The 23,508-nt window shown below is 37.0% G+C and carries 18 protein-coding genes; 3 read left to right on the top strand and 15 right to left on the bottom strand.

All coding sequences use genetic code 11. The features are described from left to right. Positions 1-11: 11 nt before the first annotated feature. From ACKWCD_RS02235 to ACKWCD_RS02185, 11 genes are all read right to left on the bottom strand, one after another. Complete coding sequence (locus ACKWCD_RS02235; RefSeq protein ID WP_413982294.1) at positions 12-1,259, bottom strand: DUF4249 domain-containing protein; 1,248 nt, start codon at positions 1,257-1,259, stop codon at positions 12-14. A 7-nt stretch (positions 1,260-1,266) separates the two neighbouring features. Further along, positions 1,267-2,517, bottom strand: coding sequence for a DUF4249 domain-containing protein (locus tag ACKWCD_RS02230; RefSeq protein ID WP_413982293.1), 1,251 nt, complete (start codon positions 2,515-2,517; stop codon positions 1,267-1,269). Positions 2,518-2,524: 7 nt separating this feature from the next. Continuing rightward, on the bottom strand, positions 2,525-3,808 hold the full coding sequence (locus ACKWCD_RS02225; RefSeq protein WP_413982292.1) for a DUF4249 domain-containing protein: 1,284 nt from the start codon (positions 3,806-3,808) through the stop codon (positions 2,525-2,527). Positions 3,809-3,812: 4 nt separating this feature from the next. Beyond that, a complete protein-coding gene (locus ACKWCD_RS02220; RefSeq protein WP_413982291.1) occupies positions 3,813-5,126 on the bottom strand; it encodes a DUF4249 domain-containing protein in 1,314 nt (437 codons plus the stop codon). A 17-nt stretch (positions 5,127-5,143) separates the two neighbouring features. Beyond that, positions 5,144-7,921, bottom strand: coding sequence for a TonB-dependent receptor (locus tag ACKWCD_RS02215; protein WP_413982290.1), 2,778 nt, complete (start codon positions 7,919-7,921; stop codon positions 5,144-5,146). Between the two features lie 229 nt (positions 7,922-8,150). Beyond that, complete coding sequence (locus ACKWCD_RS02210) at positions 8,151-10,544, bottom strand: penicillin acylase family protein (protein ID WP_413982289.1); 2,394 nt, start codon at positions 10,542-10,544, stop codon at positions 8,151-8,153. Positions 10,545-10,640: 96 nt separating this feature from the next. Further along, positions 10,641-12,614 carry a protein-disulfide reductase DsbD family protein gene (locus ACKWCD_RS02205; protein ID WP_413982288.1) on the bottom strand — a complete coding sequence of 658 codons (1,974 nt, stop codon included), beginning with the start codon at positions 12,612-12,614 and terminating at the stop codon, positions 10,641-10,643. Beyond that, entirely contained in the window at positions 12,611-13,918 is a 1,308-nt protein-coding gene (gene tilS, locus ACKWCD_RS02200; RefSeq protein ID WP_413982287.1) for a tRNA lysidine(34) synthetase TilS, read from the bottom strand. The genes ACKWCD_RS02205 and tilS overlap by 4 nt, the downstream gene beginning before the upstream one ends. 12 nt (positions 13,919-13,930) lie before the next feature. After that, complete coding sequence (locus ACKWCD_RS02195; RefSeq protein ID WP_413982286.1) at positions 13,931-14,752, bottom strand: alpha/beta hydrolase; 822 nt, start codon at positions 14,750-14,752, stop codon at positions 13,931-13,933. A 93-nt stretch (positions 14,753-14,845) separates the two neighbouring features. After that, positions 14,846-16,147, bottom strand: a complete 1,302-nt coding sequence (gene pabB, locus ACKWCD_RS02190) for an aminodeoxychorismate synthase component I (protein WP_413982285.1) — start codon at positions 16,145-16,147, stop codon at positions 14,846-14,848. Between the two features lie 5 nt (positions 16,148-16,152). After that, complete coding sequence (locus ACKWCD_RS02185) at positions 16,153-16,686, bottom strand: NADPH-dependent FMN reductase (protein ID WP_413982284.1); 534 nt, start codon at positions 16,684-16,686, stop codon at positions 16,153-16,155. A gap of 149 nt (positions 16,687-16,835) precedes the next feature. Here ACKWCD_RS02185 and ACKWCD_RS02180 point away from each other — a divergent pair, with 149 nt between their 5' ends. Both ACKWCD_RS02180 and ACKWCD_RS02175 read left to right on the top strand, forming a co-directional pair. Beyond that, a complete protein-coding gene (locus tag ACKWCD_RS02180; RefSeq protein WP_413982283.1) occupies positions 16,836-18,011 on the top strand; it encodes an acyltransferase family protein in 1,176 nt (391 codons plus the stop codon). 66 nt (positions 18,012-18,077) lie between these two features. Then, entirely contained in the window at positions 18,078-18,329 is a 252-nt protein-coding gene (locus tag ACKWCD_RS02175) for a CDGSH iron-sulfur domain-containing protein (protein WP_413982282.1), read from the top strand. A 46-nt stretch (positions 18,330-18,375) separates the two neighbouring features. On the opposite strand, the gene ACKWCD_RS02170 is transcribed toward ACKWCD_RS02175, so the two are convergent. From ACKWCD_RS02170 to ACKWCD_RS02155, 4 genes are read right to left on the bottom strand one after another with little or no spacing between them, the layout of a single operon-like run. Next, positions 18,376-19,302, bottom strand: coding sequence for a hypothetical protein (locus tag ACKWCD_RS02170; RefSeq protein ID WP_413982281.1), 927 nt, complete (start codon positions 19,300-19,302; stop codon positions 18,376-18,378). A gap of 48 nt (positions 19,303-19,350) precedes the next feature. Next, positions 19,351-20,145 (bottom strand): zinc metalloprotease, encoded by a 795-nt coding sequence (locus tag ACKWCD_RS02165; RefSeq protein WP_413982280.1) that lies wholly within the window; start codon positions 20,143-20,145, stop codon positions 19,351-19,353. Positions 20,146-20,161: 16 nt separating this feature from the next. Then, positions 20,162-21,568, bottom strand: a complete 1,407-nt coding sequence (lpdA, locus tag ACKWCD_RS02160) for a dihydrolipoyl dehydrogenase (RefSeq protein ID WP_413982279.1) — start codon at positions 21,566-21,568, stop codon at positions 20,162-20,164. A 50-nt stretch (positions 21,569-21,618) separates the two neighbouring features. After that, on the bottom strand, positions 21,619-22,077 hold the full coding sequence (locus tag ACKWCD_RS02155) for an Lrp/AsnC family transcriptional regulator (RefSeq protein WP_413982278.1): 459 nt from the start codon (positions 22,075-22,077) through the stop codon (positions 21,619-21,621). 156 nt (positions 22,078-22,233) lie between these two features. Between ACKWCD_RS02155 and ACKWCD_RS02150 the strand changes: the two genes are divergently transcribed. Further along, positions 22,234-23,454, top strand: a complete 1,221-nt coding sequence (locus ACKWCD_RS02150) for an aminotransferase class I/II-fold pyridoxal phosphate-dependent enzyme (RefSeq protein ID WP_413982277.1) — start codon at positions 22,234-22,236, stop codon at positions 23,452-23,454. Positions 23,455-23,508 lie beyond the last annotated feature (54 nt).

Genomic DNA, 23,508 nt, shown 5'->3' with positions numbered 1-23,508 from the left:
ATCGTTTCACATTAGTCTATCCAAAAATCTGGTTTTATATCACTTCCTAAAACCGTACAGTCACCGCAACCAACAGGTAAGGTGAAAAAAGGCCTCGTAAAATCAATAGGTTCTTTCTCCCCAGCAAATACTATTAAATTCGCCTGTATTTGATTAATTAATGGAGATTCACAATTGCCATCACAAACACCCCCCGACCCCAAAGTGCAATGATACCCGCGAGGAATCAATCTTGGATCACCTAGCCTAGAACAGGTAATAGGATATTCAGGTAAGGGTTCGTCAGGAAAGAGATCTTTATAATCAAAGAAAATACGTTTTGAACTTATTGCAGCGGTCTCAAAATAACCAATAACACTTTCATTATTATTTGTTTCGGAAATAATATTTCCCATCAAAAAACCAGGTTGCGTTTCTGAGAAAACGCTCTCTGAAGCACTAAATGATTCCAAGTCTTGATAATAGGAGTGTGCATCTACAGATTGGGTGTACTGCTTCACCAAAATACTATAACGATGCATGAGTATGTAATTCTCACGGTTAACAAAACGAATCAAATATTTTGATAAGTTGTTGTCTTCTAGATTGGCTGTAGAAGCTAAATTGATATTAGTTGAAAACTGTCGTCCATAACATATGCGACCCTTAAGAGAATTTTTAGCCTTAATGCCAACTTCAAAAGCATCACCATCGATGCATGCAACGCTATCGATAATATCAAATTCAAACGGATCCCAATTGGGTGCAACTATTTTGTAATTTTCTTCATAATCATACCTAAAAAATCTTGGTTGATTGCCCAAACTACTATTATCTAAAACTACTGCGACACCATCTTCACCAAAATCGTCCGTCTGACGCTCAAAAGACAGGCTAGCAATTGGAACGTTCTCAGGCATCTCTTCGATGTTTGAAGCATATGAATTACCATTTGCAGTGGTGATTAATAGTCGATAGTCTTTACCAGGCTCCCCTGCAAAAGCAATATTCGAAATGTAAATACCAGGTGTTGTCTCTTCAAACTCGTAATTAGCACCTGAATTTTCAATGATAGAAACAGTCGCATTTCGCTCAGGAGAAATACTATCTTGTTCAAATGGTCTTGCCCGTGACAACAAAACCCGATGTTGCTTTACTTCATTAGTCAATCTAGCATCGACAACCAGTACTCCGGCAAAAGCCTGAGTCTCCACCTCGAAAGGGTCAATACAAGCAAGAAGAACACAAAAAGCCAATATGATGTAAAGAATCTTTTTCATAATTAATTTAATCAACCCAAAAATCTGGTTTTACATTACTTCCTAATTTCGTACAATCACCACACTCCGCAAGTTTTGTAAAATAGGGCCCCAGTGAAAAATCAGACTCAATATAGTCTTCATTCGTGCCAACATAGGATATAATATCTGCATCAATTGCGGAAATTAATGGGGATTCACAGCTGCCTGCACAGACGCCATTTTCCAGGTCACAAACAAAACCTTCAGTAATTAATAAAGGGCTACCAAAAGATGAGCAGTTAACTGCATAAGGTGGTAAAGGTTCATTTGGAAATAGATCTTCATAATTAAAGTATATTCTTTCTTGGCTCACAGAACTCACCTCAAAATATCCTATTACATTTTCATCGGCTTCACTTGAGGTAATATTACCTGCCAGAAATCCAGGTTGGGTTTCAGAAAAAACACTTTCTGAAGAAGTAAAATCATTCAAATTTTGGTAATAAGAAAAGGCATCTAGGGTCTGAGAATGTTGTCGCACTAGAATACTGTAACGATGTGAAATAATATAATTATCACTCTTTAAAAAGTGTACTGGAAATCGAAATATTTCACTGTCTTCCAACCCTTTAGTTGAAGCTTGAATCACATTTTTGGATAAAGCTGAACCAAAACATACACGATTTTGCTCCTCTTTAACTTTAATACCAACCTCATAGGCATCTCCATCAGCGCATGGTTCTCTATCTATCACCTCAAACTCAAAAGGGTCCCAGGTTGGTGCAATAATTTTGTAAGTTTCTTTAAATTCATATCGAAAATACTTTGCATCGCTTGTACTACTCTTGCTATCTAAAAAAATACTAACTCCTTCTTCTCCAAAATCATTAATTTCACGTTCAACATACAAATTCTCGATCGCCACCTTTTCTGGAGCAATAACTATTTCAGATGTATATGATTTACCATCTGTAGTCATGACCTCTAATCTATACTTATTGTTTTCTTTAGCGTTAAAAACATTTTTTGAAACGTACTTTCCTGGTTCCACTTCTTCAAAATCATGTACAACGCCCATTTCTTCAATAATTTTGACAATTGCATTTCTTTCAACATCAATAGCATTTTGTTCAAATGGTCTCGCCCGTGTCAATAATACTTGATGCCTTTTGAATTCATCAGTTAACCTTGCATCTATAACCAATGCATTTTCAAATACTTGTGTCTCAGCATCAAAAGGTTCGACACAACCTTGAAAACAATAAAAACTTAATATGAAATAAAAACTCTTTTTCATAATTAATTTAGTCGATCCAGAAATTAGGTTTTACATTACTGCCTAGTACCCTGCAGTCAACACATGCAGTAGCCTTAACAAAATATGGACCTATTTCAAGATCAGATGGTAGATCGTTAGGATCGTTAAGAGGGGTTTCATAATCTTCATTAATCTCGAAATAAGCAAAAACCCCTGCTTGAATTCCATCTAGCAATGGAGAAATCAACACACCACTATCAGCAACATAATTGGGTCCTACATGAGGAGCAAATCGAATAAGCTGAGGTGAAGATGAAAGCTCACAATTGATTATGTGAGGAGGTAAATCTCTATTGGGGAAAAAGTCTTCATAGCTAAAAAAGTAACGCCTTTGGTTTAACGCCGCTACTTCGAAATACCCAAGCACCAATTCATCAGTACCAACAGCTTTGATATTACCTTCTAAAAATCCAGGTTGAGTTTCAGTAAATACACTTTCGGAGGAGTTAAAATCATTCAAATTGGTATAATAGCTATGTGCATCTTGCGTTAGTCCAAATTGCTTGATAAGAATGCTATAACGGTGTGATATTTTAAAATCATCACTTTTTAAAAAACGTATGGGTCTATTGGTAATTTCATTATCAATATTTCCTTCAGTATCATTCAAAGCAATATCGGCACTCGATAAAGTATTATAACAAACACGAGCTTCCTCAGTTCGTGGCTTCAGACCAATCTCTATGCTATCAAAATCTCCAGGGCCAAAAAAGATTGAATCGATAATATCGAATTCAAGTGGACTATAATATGGAGCAACAATTTTATAGGTTTCTTCATATTGAAATCTAAAGTATTTGGCAGCGATGTCGGTAGTTTCATTGGTTAATGAAATACGTACACCTTCTTCTCCTGAGTCATTAAAAACGATATCCGCATTCACTTCTTTTATGGGAATGCTTGTTGGCGTAACCGTAGTTTCAGATTCATAAGATTTTCCATCAGAAGTTGTTACAATAAGCCTATATCCAGTATTTGGTTGAGCCGCGAACTCAGAAACAGAAACATAATTCCCAGGAGTAGATTCTTGAAAATTAAATGTATTACCTAAATCATCATTGATTTGAACAGATGCATTTCTTTCAACTTCAAAACTCTCTCTTTCGAAAGGGTATGCACGTTTTAAATTAACTTTGTGCCTCTTAAATTCGTCTGTAATTCTTGCATCTATTACTATTACATTTTCAAAGGCAAGTGATTCCGCTTCAAAAGGTTCAACACAACCTTGAAGAAAAGAAAAACCGAATATGAGGCAAAGAACCTTTTTCATAATTTTAATCTATCCAAAAATCTGGTTTTTCAAGACTACCCAAAACCGTACAATCTCCACATGGAGTCGCTTTAGTATAATATGGAGCTAAACCTTCAAAATTATCAGTCTCCATAACTATGCGGCCAAAATCTTCGTTTGTATCGTAGTATACAATGAGTCCTGCTTGTATTCCTTCAATTAGCGGCGATGGCACTGCTAATGCATCAACCACATACTCCCCTTGTTCATTTACGTTTGCGTGACCTCCTTGCAAAATTAAAGGTGGTGCTCCTGTGGGTTCACAATTAATAATGTAAGGTGGTAAAGATTCATCCGGAAACAAATCTGAATAGTTGAAAAACAGGCGTTTCTCAGAGACTGATGAAATTTCAAAAAACCCGATCGCATTCTGAGAATCTGTTTCCTGAGAAAAAATATTTCCCTCTAAAAAACCAGGTTGTATTTGGCTAAATACAGATTCCGAAGAAGAAAAATCAGCTAAGCTTTTATAATAAGAATATGCATCTGAGGTCAAATTATGTTGTTTTACCAAAATGCTATAACGATGTGATATTTTAAAATCGTCTTTTCCAAGAAAATTGATAATGAGTCGGTTACTATTTTGAAGAGCATCATCTGAGGCTCCCAATATTAGCTTAGTAGAGTTCGAAGTATTATAACACGTACTAACATCTTTTGTTCTTGCCTTGAGTTCAACAACAAAACCTCTGCCGTCATCGTCAAAACCAGGATTTATATTGGCAAATGTCGAATCAATAATATTAAATTCTAAAGGAGAATAAAAAGGGGCGATTATTTTATAGGTTTCCTCATATTCATAACGTCGGTATTTTGAGATAGATTCTTCCGAATTATTAAGTAAAAAGGATACCCCTTCATCCCCATTATTATTTGCCCCTCTTTCAAAAGAGAGTTCTCCCATACCCAACCTACTAGGCGTTTCAACTAATTCTGAAACATAAGATACACCACTCGCAGTACTGATCAGTAATTGGTAACTCCTATTTTGTTCAGCTGCAAATGGTAAATTAGAAAAATAGTTTCCCGGTTCTTCCTCCATAAAATCATAGGTATTACCTAAATCATCTACAATTTTCACAATAGAGTTTGATTCTGCTAAAATACTATCTGTTTCAAAGGTTCTAGTTCTTGAAAGCATCACATGTTGTCTCTTGAATTCATCGGTAAACTTTGCATCGACTACTAGTAGCTCTTCAAAGTCGTTGGTAACCAGATCAAATGGCTCTACACAACTTCCTATCACCAAAAACAGTGTTAAACAAAGGGAAGCGGTATGTGCTGTATAAAGCTGCATTCAATTCAAATTACTTTCTAAAATTTAAAATTATAGGTAATCGAAGGAATCGGAATGGCGAAAATAGAACTCTTGAAAGCTTTTACCTCTCCTCCTTCGGATACAAAAAATACCGAATACGGATTAGCTCTTCCTAAGACATTATAAATCGAAATATTCCAAAAACTATGAGCGAATTTTTTGATTCTATGATTTCCTTCAATGTTTACTCCAATATCTAAGCGGAAATAATCTGGAATTCTAAATTCATTTCGGTTACTATAAAAGACATATTCAGAATTGTTGAAATTATACTGACCGATAGGGTAAGTCACTGGGCGGCCTGTTTGATATGAAAAGTTTAAAGATGCGCTATAGCGTGTTGTAAACTTGTAATTGGCAACCAAACTCACATCATGGGGCTTATCATAATTGGAAGGAAAAAAATTACCCCCATTAATCTGTTCTTCAGAAAAATCACTGGCAAATTTGATAAGTGATCTCGAGTACGTATAACCGAGCCAACCATTTAATTTGCCAGAGTTTTTACGCACAAGAAATTCAACCCCGTATGCCTGCCCTTCACCTTGCAAAACCTCTTGTTCTATATTATTATTTAATAATAGTTGGGCGCCAGTTTTAAAATCTAGTATATCTTGAGAGGTCTTATAATACCCTTCCAAACTTAACTCATACATATCATCTTCAAAATTTTTGAAAAAGCCTAAACTGACTTGATTCGAACGTTGGGGTTTAATATTAGAATCTGATAATTTCCAGGTATCTATTGGTGATACTGTTGTTGTGTTAGATAAGGTATGAATGTACTGGTACATACTATTAAAACCCGCCTTAACTGAAAAATCATCAGAGAACGAATATCGCCCCGATAATCGAAACTCAGGGCCTCCGTAGGTTTCAATTACCTCATTGTTTTTATAAGCAACACTGTCTATTAAAGTCGCCTGATTTCTAGGCTGCCCTGGTGCGTATACTCTTTGAGTTGATTCTCCCAAAGCCGCATAGAAAGAATATCGAATACCTGCTTCGATGCCGACCTTATCCCCTATTTTGATATTATCTCCGAGAAAAATGGCGCTTTCTAAAGCGCGATCTTCATCAATATCAAAAGGCCTTATAATTGATTCGGGACCTGTAGGTTCAATGAAGCCAGGCTTTACATTATAGAGTTTACTTGATATTCCATAGTCAAGCGTGTGATTTTCATTCCAAAGGAATTTGAATTTTAGTTTCGCTTCGGTTTCGTTAATGCTATAACCCAAATTGAAGTCATTATTTGATTGTCCGTCAAAATCGATTCCAAAGGCATATTCACTATTGGTAAGAATTAGACTCCCATTATTTTTTTCATTGAACTTATGTTTCCAATCAAGCGTTACCAGGCGATTGCTGTAGCCGTATAAGGAATCTGAAGTTATACTAAAAGCATCTTTACTATAATATCCGGTTGCTTTAATCTGATTGTTTTCATTGACCTTGTGCGTATAATTGGCAACCACATCATAAAACGAAGCGGAGCTATTTTTTAAGGATTCCTCATCTAATGAACGAAGTATCCAATCGGAATAGGCTCCTCTTCCCCCTAAAACCAATGACGATTTATCTTTAACTATAGGAATTTCCAGCATCAGGTTTCCTGTAACTGGACCGATGGAAGCTTCCCCTGAAAATTTTTCTACATTTCCATCAATTGTCGTGATGTCAAACACAGAAGATAAACGACCGCCAAATTCGGCAGGAACATTTCCTTTATAAATATCTACACCCTTCGTTACAAAAGGATTCAGTGCTTGAAAAATTCCAAAAAAGTGTGTAGGGTTGTAAACCACGCCATCGTCTAACAGAATTAAGTTTTGGTCCGTTTTACCCCCGCGAACATTCAGTCCAGAAGCACCTTCACCCGCATTTGTGATGCCAGGTAATGTTGTGGCAACTGATAAAATATTTCGTTCCCCTAAAACCATAGGAATATCCTTAGTTTCCTCTGATTCTATGGTAGTTGAACCTGTTATTTCGTCTTCCACATTTCTTGCTTTATCAGCCTCAACAACAACCTCATCTAATTGTTCTATACTTTCATTTAGATTAAAATCTAAGGTACCGTCATTGTAAATCAAAACTCTTTTTCGTTGCGACTCTATACCCAAAGCCTTGGTTTCCAAAAGGTTTTCCCCTGCGGGAACGGTAATCTCATAGAAGCCATTCTCATCAGTTACCGTTCCTATTTTTCGATTGCGAATTACTAACGATAAATCGGGAATCGGTTTTCCAGTTTTTGAATTTTTAATAACACCAGAAAGGGTATATCTCCGTTTTTGACCATCTAGGGTCTCCTTACCAATTCGAACCGTCTCTAAGTTTCGTTGTCTTGGAAGTCGCTCTTCAGCCACAAATACAGGGTTTAGAGACTCAGTATCCTCTGTATCATCAACAATTTCTGTAGTTTGTTCGCCTGATCTTTCAAAAAACCGATTTGGAAGTTGATCATAAATAATATTATTCTGCGTCAGAATTATTTTCTCATTGTCAAGAATATAAAAGTTGAGCGTGGTATTTTGAAACAAATCGTTTAAAACTTCGGTAACTGGAGTATCTTCATAAGAACCAGAAACTAGCTTAGCGCCTAACCAATTGTCTACGTAATAAAATTGATAAGAGGTACTTTGTTCAAGAGTACTCAGTACATTTTGAATGCTCGAATCTGTAAATGACAAAGACACTCTTTCCGTGTCATCTTGAGCAAGTAAAAAATTGACAGATAGAAGTAATAAAAAAGCAAGGATTGTATTTTTCATCTTTAAAGATGGTTTAATTGACTCCCTAAACACCATGCAGGGGATGCATTATTTCAAAAAGTCAAAAGGTTTGGTTGGTACAATTTTTATTTTGAAGATATGAAAAAAACTCGCGAAAACGTAAGAAAAACTAGTATTAACGAAATTATTCAAGCGGTAAGCAGGGTTCTAAAACAGAAGAAATATTCTTCATGCTTAATTAAGTAATTGTGAAAGAGCCCATTAAGTTCTACTCGGGCTGCAAGACTAATTTTGATGCAGCATTTTCCATAATCTCTGTTTTATTGATCATCATCTTTCGAAACTCACCCTTAACGAACATTTCAGCTTGATCTTTGTAGTGCTTGCTAAAAGGGTTTCCAGATTGACCTGTTGGCAATATGCTTCGACTATTCTCTATATCGGAGAAGTCAATAACGCGTCTGGTTGAAGGACCAGAACCCACCTTATAAAACCCATCAGAATTGTACCCAAACCCTAAATTATTAATTACCTCTCGTGAACCTTCTATCGGAAAGGGACCAACATTAAAAAAGGAACGCAACGCCGCAACTTTACCAATAGGATGCTCATGTTCAATAGAATGTACTCTCTCCCATCTCCATTCATTCTCATTCTCACCAAAATCTTTAATTAAAGATGCCAATGCCTCTTTAAAAGCAGTTTGAATCATTTCCGCTTTGGATTCTTTGATCTCCTTTGTTTTAATATCATCCCACCAAATGGAATTTTCTTTGTGCATTAACGGCGCAATAACACGTTTACTCATATGCGTCGACAGAAAATCTTCAAAACCCTGCAAACCTAATTCATCACTAAATGTGTTTCTTAAAAGAAGATATATCCAGCGGTGGTATACTGTACCTTCAATGTTATCTAAAGGATAATCTCCTTTCCAGTTTATCAATCGATCTAAAATCCTTAATTCATCTTCTGAAAGTTCCTTTACTTCTATCTCTTTCGCTAAATCTTTAATGACCAATGGATTTACCGAAGAAGTAACATCGGTAATCATCTCTTCAACAGCTCTCCTATCCCAGTCATTTTTGGGTTCTAAAACTTCGACAATACGTCTGGCTCTGTTTTCGGGTAAATAATATCCTGGATATTTCATTCCAGCTATGGAATCCGGTTGATTGTTAGCCGAATAGACATAATTCCATGGCGGATTAATCGCCTGTGGATTTTCTGAAAAAGGCAAAAGCTTTTTAGTCTCAGGCAATTCGTTTTCTGGCTCAAAAATCATTTTGGTATTGACACTATCAGGAATTTGGTATAATTGCGCAGAAGCCCACCATGCCACATTACCCTTCGCATCACCGTACATGATATTTAAACCTGGTGCATGTATATTCGGTAAAACGGCCTTAAACTCCTCAATATTCGTGGCATGCGTCATACCGTAAACCGCCTTCATCACCTTGTTCTTACCTTTTGTGTACATCCAAGACATACTTATCGGACGCTCCTCAGTGATTTGATCTGCGATTCCATTTAAAACAGGTCCATGATCTGTCTTTTTAAAGGTAAATTCAACATCTTCAGCATCTTTGACCTTTATAATTTTGGTAACAAACTTATAGTTCTTCCAACCTTTATTAATCTTATATTGGTTTTTGTTTGTGGGATTTTCTTCCTCATAGTAAAAATCCACATCATCATTCTCGAACATGGTCATTCCGTAAGCTAGATCTCTATCATGTCCTAATAATGGAAAAGGAACGCCTGCAATATGATAGCCATATTTCTCATAATTAGGCGCATTTACATGCGCTTCGTACCAAACTGAAGGTTGAGCAAAACCAATATGGGGATCGTTGGCAAAAATGACTTTTCCATTTTTTGTTTTTGCTGGAGCAATAACCCAGCTGTTACTCCCTTCAAATAAAGGAATAGCAAGGGCATCTAAAGCATCTGTGACCATTGCAGTGATGTTATTCCGTATGGAATCAGTAGAATTTTGAGAATAATTTTTAATCAAAGTGGTATTTGGATCAATATCTATTTCTAGGTCTACTAAATATTCGGGACCTAGTTTGTTTTTAATAGTGGTCAAAAACGGATCGGTCTTATGGGCTTGAGCAAAGCTAAAAGCCATATAACCCATGGTATTGTAAATATCCTTGAGCGTAAACGGTTCACGCTCTAAACCGGTAAGGTAGAATTCGATGGGTTTATTGCCGTCTGAAATAAATTGATTAATTCCATCTAAATAGGCTTGAGACAGCCTTACTTCTTGGCTATTTAAATCTAGTTCGGCTACTGTCTGTTCTGAATTTTCATCAATTCCTAAGGATAAAAAGAATTTATCTGTAGTCAATAAATCAGCTCCAAAAACCTCTGAGAGTCCACCCTTTCCAATTCTTCGTAGCAATTCCATTTGCCAAAGTCGATCTTGTGCATGTACATAACCTAAAGCACGCAGCGCATCTTCCTCACTTTTACCATAAATATGGGGAATTCCATAGGTATCGAAATAAACATCTACATTTTCAGAAAGGTTTGAGAGTGACTTTTTACCTGAATATTCAGGTTTCATACTTATCATAAAAATAATTCCAACTATGACTATGACACTAATGATGACCAAAAGAACAAGGCCCAATTTTCTCAATTTTTTCAAACTAACTTATTTAAGTTGAAAAGATAGTTCTATTTAAGAAATAAAAAAAGAGCCACTTTATCTCGAAGTATCATATTGCTCGAAGAAAAAGGAGCTCTACTTCTGTGCTAAAACTTTATATTTTTCCAATCCGGAATTCAACCAAGCTTTGTAAGCATCGCGGTCGGTGTATTGAACCGCATTATTCAGCACTTCTAAGTCAGGAGATAGTAAAACATAATAAGGCTGCGAGGCAGCATTGAAGTTTAGTGTTTGAAAAGTACCCCACTTCTGCCCTACGGTTTCTATGCTTTTTACTCTTCCTGACGCGTACTGAAAGTCAAACTGTTGGTCTTCAGGAAGCTCTTTTCTATCATCTACATACAGCGAAATCAAAACATATTCCTCTTTCAGGATGGGATAGATATCAGATTCACTCCATACGTTTTCTTCCATTTTACGGCAGTTCACACAGGCCCAACCGGTAAAGTCCAATAAAATAGGTTTGTTTTCTGCTTTGGCATAAACCACCCCTTCCTCAAAATCCTTGAAGCAATTCAAGCCCAAGGGACAATCATTCTCCTTTTCGGCTAAAGTGTAAAAGTCTGGCGGAAGAAATCCGAAGAGTTTTAAATCAAGTACATTGGTAAGTCCTAAAATGAGATATAAAGAAAAACCTGCGCTGAGTAAACCAATTCCCTTTCTGGCAGCTGACAATTTCTGTTTTGGTCCATCATGCGGGAATCTGAAAACTCCAAATAAATACAAAGCTAATAGAATGAAAAGAACAATCCAGATTCCTATGAAAATTTCTCGTTTGAAAATCCCCCAGTTACTTACTAAGTCGGCATTTGAAAGGAATTTAAGAGCTAAGGCCAATTCAAGAAAACCTAATGTAACTTTTACAGTAGTCATCCACCCACCGGACTTCGGCAATGAATTCAACCAAGCTGGAAAAAGTGCAAATAACGCGAAGGGCAATGCTAAAGCAACTCCGAAGCCTGTCATGCCTGCGGATAGATTAGTTGCTACATCACCTTCAGCAAGTGCCGTACTGCCGAGTAAACCTCCTAAAATTGGTCCTGTACAAGAAAAAGAAACTATAGCAAGTGTTACCGCCATGAAAAAAATGCCGATAAAACCTCCTATTTTGGTAGAAGCCTCATCCATCTTATTTGCCCATGAACTTGGTAAGGTCAGCTCATAGTAGCCGAAAAATGAAAAGGCGAAGAATACAAAAATTACGAAGAACAAGATATTCAACCACACGTTGGTAGCAATTGTATTTAGTATTTGCGAATCAACCGAATCGAATATGTGAAAGGGTAAACTCAATAAAAAATAAATCAAGACGATAAAAAATCCGTAGAGAATAGCATTTGCAATTCCTTTGGATTTATTCTGTGACTGCTTCGTGAAAAATGAAACTGTCAATGGAATCATTGGGAATACACAAGGCGTTAAGAGTGCAATTAGTCCGCCTAAAAAACCTAATCCGAAAATACCCCAGATTCCAGAACCGCCTTCGACAACTTCTTCTGCATCAGCGAGTAATTCTTTGTTTTTAAAGTCTTTTTTTAAATCATTGGTCATAGTAAGACTACGCTCATCGACTTTTTGAGCAATTGCTGTAGCCTCACCGCCATCTAATCGAAAACTGAAATCTTTATTTTCAGGAATACAAACTTCTTTACAGACTTGGTAATCAAGATTAACGTCAATCTGTTTCACATCCGGTTTTAGAAGCTTTATTCTTTGTTTAAAGAGAGCCTTGTTTAGAAAAAAAACTTCATCAATTCCAAAAACCTCTTCGTATTTGCTAGTGGTTTCACTCTCTGAAGTTTCACCTACAAGCTCGTAATCAATACCCACTTTTTTATAGGTAAATTCACTTGGTCTAGAACCACCCTCAGGTGTGTGTTGTGAAAATACGTGCCAACCTTCGAAGATTTGCGCTTTAACAATCAACTCATACTCAGTATCTGAAATCTTATTCCATTCATGAGACCAAAGTACGGGTTCATCATCAGTTTGACCAAAAACAGATAATGCACTTAAAACCAATAGAATACCTAATACAAATTGTTTCATTGGGGAATTGTAAATTTTACGATTTGTTTTGTCTTTTCATTTACTGAAAACCGTTGGTCTGAGCGTCTTCCGATAACCCAAACAATGTCATCTCCTGAACACAATAACCACTGTTTTTCTTTGGAAATGACATCAACCTTCTCATCCTTAAAATACTTGGAAAGTTTTTTCCTTCCTGACATACCAAAAGGATAAAAGTAGTCGCCTTTTTCCCATTTCCTAACGACTAGAGGATAATTTAACGAATCTTTATCTACATAAAGTATGTTCTCGCTTGTTTCTTTTAGCTCGGCAACCGCTTCCATTTCTATCTTAATTGGAATCCTAATTTCACTTTGCTCCTCCTCAATTGTATAGCTTTCGGATACTGCTGCTTTTAAGGTTTCCAGTAAAAGATAATCTCTATCCTTTACCAAACGGTGCGTTTTTGACCGGACTTCCTTACCACTCAAACCATTTAGAAGTCGTTCAACATCCTTCCATGCAGTAAAACCGTAATCCTTGAGCAAAGCATGTAAATAAGCGTTTTGCGGATGTAAAACTGCCAATTCTTCGATTGAAATTCGAAATCCGTCATTATGGGATTCAAAGATTCTTGATTTTAGCAATTCCACATGATTGTTTAAAACCGCAATTGCTCCTTTTAAATGGGATTGTGTTAGTTCAAAATTCTGTAAAAACGTAGGATGTAACTCCCTTAAAACAGGAATAAGTTCATGTCGAATCTTATTGCGTAAATATTTTACATCGGCATTGCTCGAATCTTCTCTCCATTCCAAGTTTTCTGCTCTTGCATAGTCCAAAATTTGTGCTCTGGAAAAAGCAAGTAATGGCCTTGAAATAGTTTCCGTTTTTGCCGGAATTCCCGTTAATCCATCAATACCTGTTCCGCGAGAAAGGTTAATTAAGAAGGTCTCCAAATTGTCGTCTGCATGATGGGCCGTAATTAGTGTTCTGATTTGATTTTTCTCCATCAATTCAGCAAACCAAGCGTATCTTAACTCTCTTGCAGCAATTTGAACATTTACTTTATTTTTAGCAACATAATCAGTTGTCTCAAAGTGATTTACATTTAATTTAATGTTTAATCTCTTCGCAAGCTGCGTGACAAATTCTTCATCAGAGTCGCTTTCTGCTCCCCGCAGTTGAAAATTGCAATGTGCAATGCTTAAATCTAATTTTAAATTATGAAATAGATGTGTCAAAACAACACTATCAAGTCCTCCGCTACAAGCCAAAAGAAAGTGCTCCGAAATTAGGTTCGGAAAGTTCGTTTCTAAGTGTTTTTTGAATTCGTTAAGCACTTTGCAAAGGTATCAAACTAATTGCTGTTGCAGCCAATTCGAAATCGTCTGCAACATTTCAACTTTGCAGCTATCATTGTGTAGTTCGTGATAGCCTCCTTCGAACAACTCTAAAGTAGTTTTAGCAGAATTTTGATGAAACGCTTTTGTGCCTTCGGGGTCGATTATTTGGTCTGCTGTACCATGCAGCAATAATGTATCTACCTTCAACTGATTTGCATTTTGAATTGCCCACTCCCCTGCGTCCATAACAGGAAAAGAAAACATGGGGCTCACTTTATCATGCACCAAAGGGTCATTCTTGTATTTTTCAACTTCTTCGGGAATTCGCGAGATGCCGCTAGGGTCTAAACCAGAAGGAAGGGTTATTGCCGACCCTTTCAACCTTCTTCCTATAAAAATCTTCCACTTCGGTGGTTTAAAAGCCAATCGTAAGTATGGACTCGTAGCAACTATTCCTGTTAGCTTAACTTCTCTTTTCAAAACATAATTCAAGACTAAATTCCCACCCATACTATGTCCGTACAAAAAGACCGGCAAATTCGGAAATCTAGCTTCTGCTTTCTCAATTACCTCTCTTAAAATATCTAATAAAGCCTCATAACTTGGACAATGTCCTCTTCTACCACTAGATTTCCCATGCCCCACATTGTCATAGGTCAAAACAGCTAAATCTGCGGATACCAACATGGGAATTACTGTATTCTTGTAACGCCCTGAATGCTCACCAAACCCATGTACAAGTATTACCACACCTTTAACCGAATTGGGTATGGCTTGGAATCCGTATACCTCACATCCATGGAGATGAAATCTAAATTCTACTTCCTTCATGGTCTCAATTTACAACAAGTAATTCTTAAGTGGCTAAGGATTTTCACACCTTCCGTCATCCGTCATCCATCATCCGTCATCTCTCCCAAACAATCAAACATGTTCCAACACTTCCCGCATGGCCTTCGCCTTCAACAGACATTCCTCATATTCCTTCTCAGGAATTGCCTTTGCGGTTATAGCACCTCCGACAGAGTACGATACATACTGTTTCGAGGCATTATACAGAATACTGCGGATAACCACGTTAAAATCAAAATCACCCTCAGGAGTAAAATACCCAACCGCACCGCTGTATAGTCCGCGTTTAAAGGATTCCAATTCTTCAATAATTTGCATGGCAGAAATCTTAGGAGCGCCTGTCATGCTTCCCATGGGAAAGGTTTCTCTTATGATTTCAACAGGATTTTTATCCATCGCAACTTCCGCAGTAATCGTTGAAACCATTTGATGTACTTGTGCAAACGAATAAATTTTGCAGAGTTCTTCTACAGTCACACTACCTTTTAGAGCACTTTTTGATACATCATTCCGAACAAGGTCAACAATCATTATATTTTCAGCACGTTCTTTTTCATCAGAACTTAAATCAAATTTCAGTTTTTCGTCTTCTGAGGCATCGGGTGAACGCTTTGCGGTTCCTTTAATGGGCTGTGATATGATTTTCGTGCCTTCTTTACGTAAATAGCGTTCTGGCGAAGCTGACAAGAGGTATTTGTCTCCGAGTTTTAAAAAAGTAGCAAACGGAGCTTCTGAAATTCGGTTTAACTTCCGATAGGTTTTTAAAACATCTATTTGGGTTTCTTCGGCATAGAATTCTTGACAAAAGTTGGCTTCATAAATATCTCCCCGATGAATATGGGAAAGCATTTGCCTGACCTTTCTAAAATATTCATCCTTAAATATTCGCATTTTAATGCCAATATTGGTCTTTGCAGGTTCTTCAATCACCTCGTTTTGAAAACAATCGATGATGGACTCATAATCCGATTCGATTTCATCATCTACCATATTCAGATAGTTAAAATGTGCCACATTTCCTGTGATACTTATGATTTTCTTGGGTTGAAAAAAATACAGGTCAGAGAATTCTAGTCCGTCATGATTCTTTGAAGAAAGCCTTTCTACATCGTTTTTTAGGTCATAAGAAAGATAGCCAAAAATCCAGTCCTTGGTTTCGCTCTGATACTCTTTTAGGTCTTCAAAAGCGTTTTGAGCATCCGTGACTTTAGCGGTTAAGGCATCTGCTGCCAAAACTCCGTCAAAAGAACTATACTTTCCAGAATGGCAATTACTATCTAGCCAAACCACTTCATCAAACTGCTGGGACCAGCATAGAAGTGCTTCCTTAAAAATAGCACTATCGGTAAGTTGAAAGGAAACCTGTTTTCGCAAGATGCTTAAATTTCAGCTAAAAATTTAGATAGCGCTTGTTCATGAGCTTTTGACAATTCCGTGTCGGTTATTCCTTTGCCGTCCTCAAAATTATTATGGAAAGAAGGTAATGAGAACCCTATTACTGCGGTTGCTCCAAATCGTGGTAAAATGCTATTGGCAATCTCGAAAGCACCAATAGCTCCTCTTTTTCCTGGGGAAGTAGACATTAGTAGCACTTTTTTACCATCTAGAAATCGTTTATCTAAACGCGACAACCAATCCAAAAAGTTTTTAAAATAGGCAGAAACGTTTCCATTATGTTCGTTTACGGAAATCATAATTCCGTCAGAACTCTTGATATCATTCATAACTTCAACAAGCGAATTCGAAAATCCATTTTCTTTTTCGTGGTCTTCACTATACATCGGAAACGGATAATTTGCCATATTCATTAGGCTAACCTTATGCTCCTCAATCAAAGAAGCGGTATACTTCACTAATTTATAGTTTACTGATGTGGATGAATTGCTTCCGGCAAATGCCAATATAGTACCCATAATTACGTTTGATAGATTTGTAAAACGAAAATACCTCAAATACTATTGAGATGCGAGTATTTTGGCTAATTTCGCACAGTGAAACGTCCAAACATCCTGTTGCACAAGTATATAGAGATGTTATTTAGACCTAACTAGAGAATTTTCCTTTGGAAAAGAAAACGACAAGACTATATTTTATTGATGCGATGCGCGCATGGGCGATTCTCATGATGTTGCAGGGGCATTTTATAGATGGACTTCTAGACAATGCTTTTCGCGACAATTCTGATTTCGTGTATAGCACCTGGAAGTATTTCCGAGGGATGACGGCTCCTGTTTTCTTTACCGTTTCCGGATTTATATTTACCTATCTACTCATTCGAGTACCTGAAAAGGGCTTTGAAAACCCAAGAGTAAAGAAAGGTATTCGCCGTGGTTTGGAGCTCCTTGCCATTGGTTATTTACTCAGGATGAACCTCATGGGCATCCTAAACGGAGAAATTTACAGTTCAACCTATCTGGTTGATGTGCTGCATTGTATCGGATTATCTATTCTAGGAATTATTGGAATTTACTTGCTGACCTATTCTAAGAAGAAATTCTTATTTCCGACGGTACTGGTTGCTATTACCATGCTTTTATTCCTTTTCGAACCACAATATCAAAAATGGACGTATGGCTTCTTACCAGATGCCTTGGCCAACTATTTCACCAAAACCAATGGCTCTGTATTTACCATATTCCCTTGGTTTGGTTACGCTTCTTTTGGGGCATTCATTTCTGTTTTGTTTACACGTTATAAAAATTTCAAACACCTCTACCCTGCGGCAATTTCAATCGCTGCTGTTCTTGGTGTTGTCCTAATTTTCTTTTCTTCGGATTTCTTCTTAGCAGTCTCAAGAGCAACAGGACTACAAATGTTCGCCGATATCTTTTTCAACAATTATTTATTCATCCGTTTAGGGGATGTGTTTATTGCTTTTGCAGTATTCATGATGGGAAGACAGTGGTTGACAAATAGCACATTACTCAAAATAGGTCAGAGCACCCTATCCATCTATATCATTCACTTTATCATTTTATACGGAAGCTTCACAGGCTTAGGCTTGTATCAATATTTTCATCACTCGCTATCTCCGACGGTAGTTATCGCAAGTGCCATCGCCTTTATGGTTGTTTGCTCCTTTACTGCGCTTGTTTACGAAAAACACAAAGCAAGTATCAAAACCAACATTTCCATAGCCTTCAAGTATCTTCTCGTAAATGGAGAAGTGTTTCTAAAGTTTCTTTTTGGAAAGGCAAAAGTATTGCTTCTCAAGTTATTTGGACTGGTTAAAAATTAGTCTGCTCTTTACACATTCCCGCAAGTTTCTTCTATTTTTAGCGTTCATAGACTAAAATCAATATACATGAGCGATACAAAATATTCCCCAATAGCCTGCGATTTAGAAAAAGATAAAAAATATTCATGGTGCACCTGCAGCCATAGTACAAATCAACCCTTTTGCGACGGTTCTCACAGAGCTGCGAAAGCTACACCACCTTTGACCTTTGAAGTTGACGAAGCCAAAGAAGCATATTTGTGCACTTGTAAAAAGACAAGTAACCCGCCGTATTGTGATGGGTCGCATAAGAACAAATTAAAAAAGGCTGTCAATTGACAGCCTTTTTTAATTCTCCCTTTTTGAAACTTGGTTTGAGCTCCTCCTAGGAGTTGATTTTCTCAATATAACCTTTTCCATCCTCTATTAATCTCCAATATTTCTCTAGTATTGGATTTTTTCTCAAATGCTTTGGTATCTCTATCGTGTTAGAATATGCCTCATCAATAATGCTAAAAACAGTTTCCGCGATTTTTTTGTCATTACCAGCAAACCAATTACCATTATTATAGAAATTTTTTATTCTAAACTCGCTTGACTCTGGATTATTGTTAAGTATTCTAATCCCAACACAATAACAATCCTCATTGTCTAAATCTTTTGGAAATTCCAATATACTATCAGCGTTTTGTGGCCACTCATATTTACCTGGCTGCTCGTTGCTTAGAAAAACAATTTTTCCATCACTCGCAGATGTTATTTCAATTGTTCCGTATTCAGCTATAACATCTCCTTTACGGACTATATCCCCATTTTTCATTAAATTTCTATAAACCGGCTTCTTTTTAAAAATATTCCGTTTTAATCGATAAACGAATATCTCATTAACGGTTTTAGCTATATGAGGATAATATACTATAACATCACTCAAATCATTCTCGTTAAAATAATTTGAGTCTTCTGTATTTTGATTTTTTTTTGGGATCTCATCTAAAGCCCCATTAATTTCATTAAAAATGGCCTCAATAAAAGAATTGATATTTTTTAAACCTTCAATACGATGTTCTCCAGAGCTATTCTTTATGATCACATTACCAAAACCCATTCGGCCTTTTATTATGCTTCCAAGCCCGTTTTCAGTATCAGGTTCAACGCTAGTATTATCGGTCAAAGGAATAACTTTTGGCACTCCTGAATACCCAACTATATAAATATTCTTATCCTTAACTTCGTAAGTAAGTTTCTTTCCTGGAGCGAATTCTGGTACAATACCAAAACTATTCTTGATATACTTATTAGTCTTGTAACTCATAATATTTAATTTTAATTAAAAGTAAATATTTCTTGCGCTAAAAATCCTTCATTCAATCAAAATGACTCCGGTCAACAACAATTCTACAATAATAGGCTTCAATTGCGAAAAAGTAAATCCTACCTCAACTTGAGGATTGTAAAGCGTTTGAATAATTGCTTTATCAAAGACTGAAAATTCCTCTTTTAAAAAAGAACACATAAAACTTTGGTTGCTTTCAATAGTTCCTCCGCAATAACTACCACTAGCATGACCAAGTCCAATCGCATGACCTAACTCATGTCGAAATAAGGGAATGCTTTCGTTTTCTACCCAAATACGACCTTTAGTAATATTGAAGTCTTCATCCTGATTGTAGAGCGCATAACCTTTAAAGTTAATATCACCAATGGCTTCAAACATATCGGGCCAAATCTCTCGAATATCCTCTTTTTTACCGAAAATCAGATGTATATTCGATTCTTCTACTGTAGGCACGAGCTCAAAAGCTATGCTGGCATTGAACAAATTATTAAATTGAGTTAATGCTGTTTCTACCTCGGCACTGTATGTTTCTGAAATAGCTCCGTCAAGAAAGATTCTACCGTCAACAACCCATTTTTCATTTACCGAAGCACCGAATGAATCTGGTGCAAGATTAAAAGTAACGTATTCATATTCTTCTATGAATTCCAGTTCTTTGACACTGAGGGTTCTGGCAGGAACTATATCTTCAGGCTCCTCCTCCATTGGCACCATATTTTCAGGCTCCTCCCCTAATGCAATTGCGTTCTCCGCGTCAGTAGAGCATGAAAAGACTAAGATTAGAAAAAACCACCTAATGCTAGTCTTTAAAAGCTTCATAGTAAAAATTTAATTTTTAAATATGCAAAGCACGATCCTCGGTTGCCGCAAGTGCAGCTTCTTTTACGGCCTCAGCATAGGTTGGGTGCGCATGGCTCATACGAGCAATATCTTCAGCAGAAGCTCTAAACTCCATCGCTGTTACGGCTTCGGTGATTAAATCCGCACAACGCGCACCAATCATATGAACTCCTAAAACCTCATCAGTCTTCTTATCTGCTAGGATTTTCACAAATCCGTCAATATCCATACTTGCTCTTGAACGTCCTAAAGCTCGCATGGGGAATTGACCTACTTTGTATTCCACACCTGCCTCTTTGAGTTCTTCTTCGGTTTTACCTACTGCGGCAACCTCAGGCCATGTGTAGACTACACCGGGAATCAAATTGTAATCGATGTGCGGTTTTTGACCCGCCATAATTTCGGCAACTAAAGTCCCTTCTTCTTCTGCTTTGTGTGCTAACATCGCTCCTTTAATAACATCACCAATCGCGTATATATTCGGCACATTGGTCTGCAAATGAGCGTTTACCGCTATTCTACCTCGTTCTTCTGTTTTCACTCCGGCCGCATCAAGGTTTAGGCCTTCTGTATAGGCGCTTCTTCCGACGGCAACTAAACAATAATCTCCTGTGAAAGTTACTTCTTCACCCTTTTTATTATCCGCTTTGACAATGACCTCTTTTCCCTTTCTTTCAACAGATTTTACGCCATGTGAAAGCGCAAATTTTACTTTCTGCTTTTTCATGGAACGCATCAACTCTTTGGAAAGTCCAGAATCCATTGTAGGGATAATTCTATCCATATATTCAACAACGGTTACCTCAGCACCGAGTCTTTTGTACACCTGACCTAATTCCAATCCGATAACGCCACCCCCTATAATAATCATATGCTTGGGAATTTCCTTGAGCTTAAGGGCTTCCGTAGAAGTTATGATGCGTTCTTTATCAATAGTGATAAAAGGTAAGGTAGATGGTTTTGAACCTGTCGCGATAATGATATTTTTAGCTTCTATCGTTTCTGCTTTCCCTTTCCCCTTTTTGATGGAAATGTGGGTCGCATCTTTAAAACTTCCCAATCCCTCAAATACCTCAATTTTATTTTTATCCATTAAGAACTGAATCCCTTTGGTTGTCGTATCAACAACTCCCTGTTTTCGAGCAATCATTTTTTCTAAGTTCACTTTTACTTCACCGGGAATTTCAATACCATGCTCCTCAAAATGTTTTACGGCATCTTCATAGTGATGTGAAGAATCTAATAAGGCTTTAGACGGAATACAGCCCACGTTAAGGCAAGTTCCGCCTAAGGTACTATACTTTTCGATTATTGCGGTTTTCATTCCCAATTGTGCGCAACGAATTGCTGCTACATATCCTCCAGGACCTGAGCCGATAACGGCTACATCATATGAACTCATAAATCTGTTATCTTAAAAATGAATTACAAAATTAGCACTATTTTCTGGTTTTAAATAGGTACAGCAGTCGTATGCTTCACTTCATTTATAGCAAACGAACTTTGTGTGCTTCCAATATTGCTAATTGCTGTAAGTTTAGTGACCATAAAATCACGATAGGCTTGCATATCACGAACGTGAATTTTCAATATATAATCGTAATCGCCGCTAATATGATAACACTCTACCACTTCATCTAACTGCAATACCTCTTGCTCAAATTTCAGAACATTCTCCTTGATATGTTGTATCAATTTAATGTGACATAAAACCGTAAAGGCCTTATCTACTTTTTTCTTATCTATCAAGGCCACATAACTTGCCACCACTCCGTTCTTTTCCAAACGTTTGATACGCTCGTAAACCGCTGTAGTAGAAAGATGCAATTGCTTAGCGTATGCCGCAGTGGTCATTTTACAATCTGATTGTAATAAAGAAAGAAGCTTCTTATCAATTTCATCAAGTTTCATACTGTACTATTTTCTGTTCCACTGTGTGTTTTAAGCAATTTAATTATAATAAATCTATATTAATTTAAAATTATAGATTTATATTCTAAATAATTAAATATCAATTGTTTTTAAAACTATATCAACCTAGTTTTATTGTTCTAAATCATTTCAATCATGAGCAATACTTCCGCTAATCAATTACAAGATTTACAGTATTTCGGAGAGTTTGGAGGAGTTAATCCTTCAGTATCCGATTCTTCTACCTATACATTTTTGAACGCCAAAACCATGTTTGATACCTTTGAAGGAAATACCGAAGGTTGTTATCTATATTCACGCCACTCCTCCCCTTCCAATCTATATTTAGGAGAAGCATTGGCTGCTTTAGAAGGCACAGAAACGGCCAATGTGTATGCGAGTGGAATGGGTGCCATCAGTTCTGTAATTATGCAGCTTTGTGATTCCGGAGAACATATTGTTAGCAGCAGAACCATTTATGGAGGTACTTATGCTTTTTTGAAAAACTTCCTTAAGAAGTTCGCTATCGACACCTCATTTGTAGATATTACCGATATAGCAGCTGTAGAGTCATCCATTACTTCTCAAACCAAAATGATTTATTGTGAGGCCGTGAGTAATCCTTTACTTGAAGTGGCTGACATTAAAGCCTTGGCTACACTTGCTAATAAATATAATCTTCCCTTAGTCGTGGACAATACATTTTCTCCACTTTCTATTCCCGCAGCTCAACTCGGGGCAGATATTGTGATTCATAGTTTGACAAAATTTATTAATGGAACAAGTGACTGTGTTGCTGGCGCTGTCTGCGGAACTACAGAATTTTGCCTAAGCCTAAAGGATGTAAATAACGGAGCTGGAATGTTATTCGGAAGCACTTTAGATAGTTTGAGAGCGGCATCCATTTTAAAGAATATGCGTACGCTTCATATTCGCATGCAAAAACATAGTGAAAATGCCTTATTTCTTGCGCAGCGATTTGAAGCAGACGGATTCCGTGTGGTTTACCCCGGATTGCCATCTCACATCGGTCACGAGATTATGAAAAGTCAAATGAACACGAATTATGGTTTTGGTGGCTTGCTAACTTTAGATGTTGGTTCTTTAGAAAATGCAAATGCCTTTATGGAACTCATGCAAACTGAAAAACTAGGTTATCTTGCCGTAAGTCTTGGCTTCTATAAAACCTTGTTTAGTGCACCCGGCACCTCTACTTCTTCTGAGATTCCTGAAGAGGAACTAATGGAGATGGGACTCTCCAACGGACTCATTCGTTTCTCCATAGGATTGGATAATGATATTGAGCGAACTTATCGAAAAATGCAGGAGTGCATGACACAACTAAATATCACGCCTGAGATACATATTCCTGTTTAGGTCTTAAAAAACTGCTTGCACAGCCGTATCCAAAATCGTAATATTACGGATAGA

The sequence above is a fragment of the Maribacter taeanensis genome, from assembly GCF_047345145.1.
In the GTDB taxonomy this organism is placed as follows: Bacteria; Bacteroidota; Bacteroidia; order Flavobacteriales; family Flavobacteriaceae; genus Maribacter_C.
The sequence above is the reverse complement of the archived record's forward strand: the minus strand, read 5'-3'. Positions and strand labels throughout refer to the sequence as shown.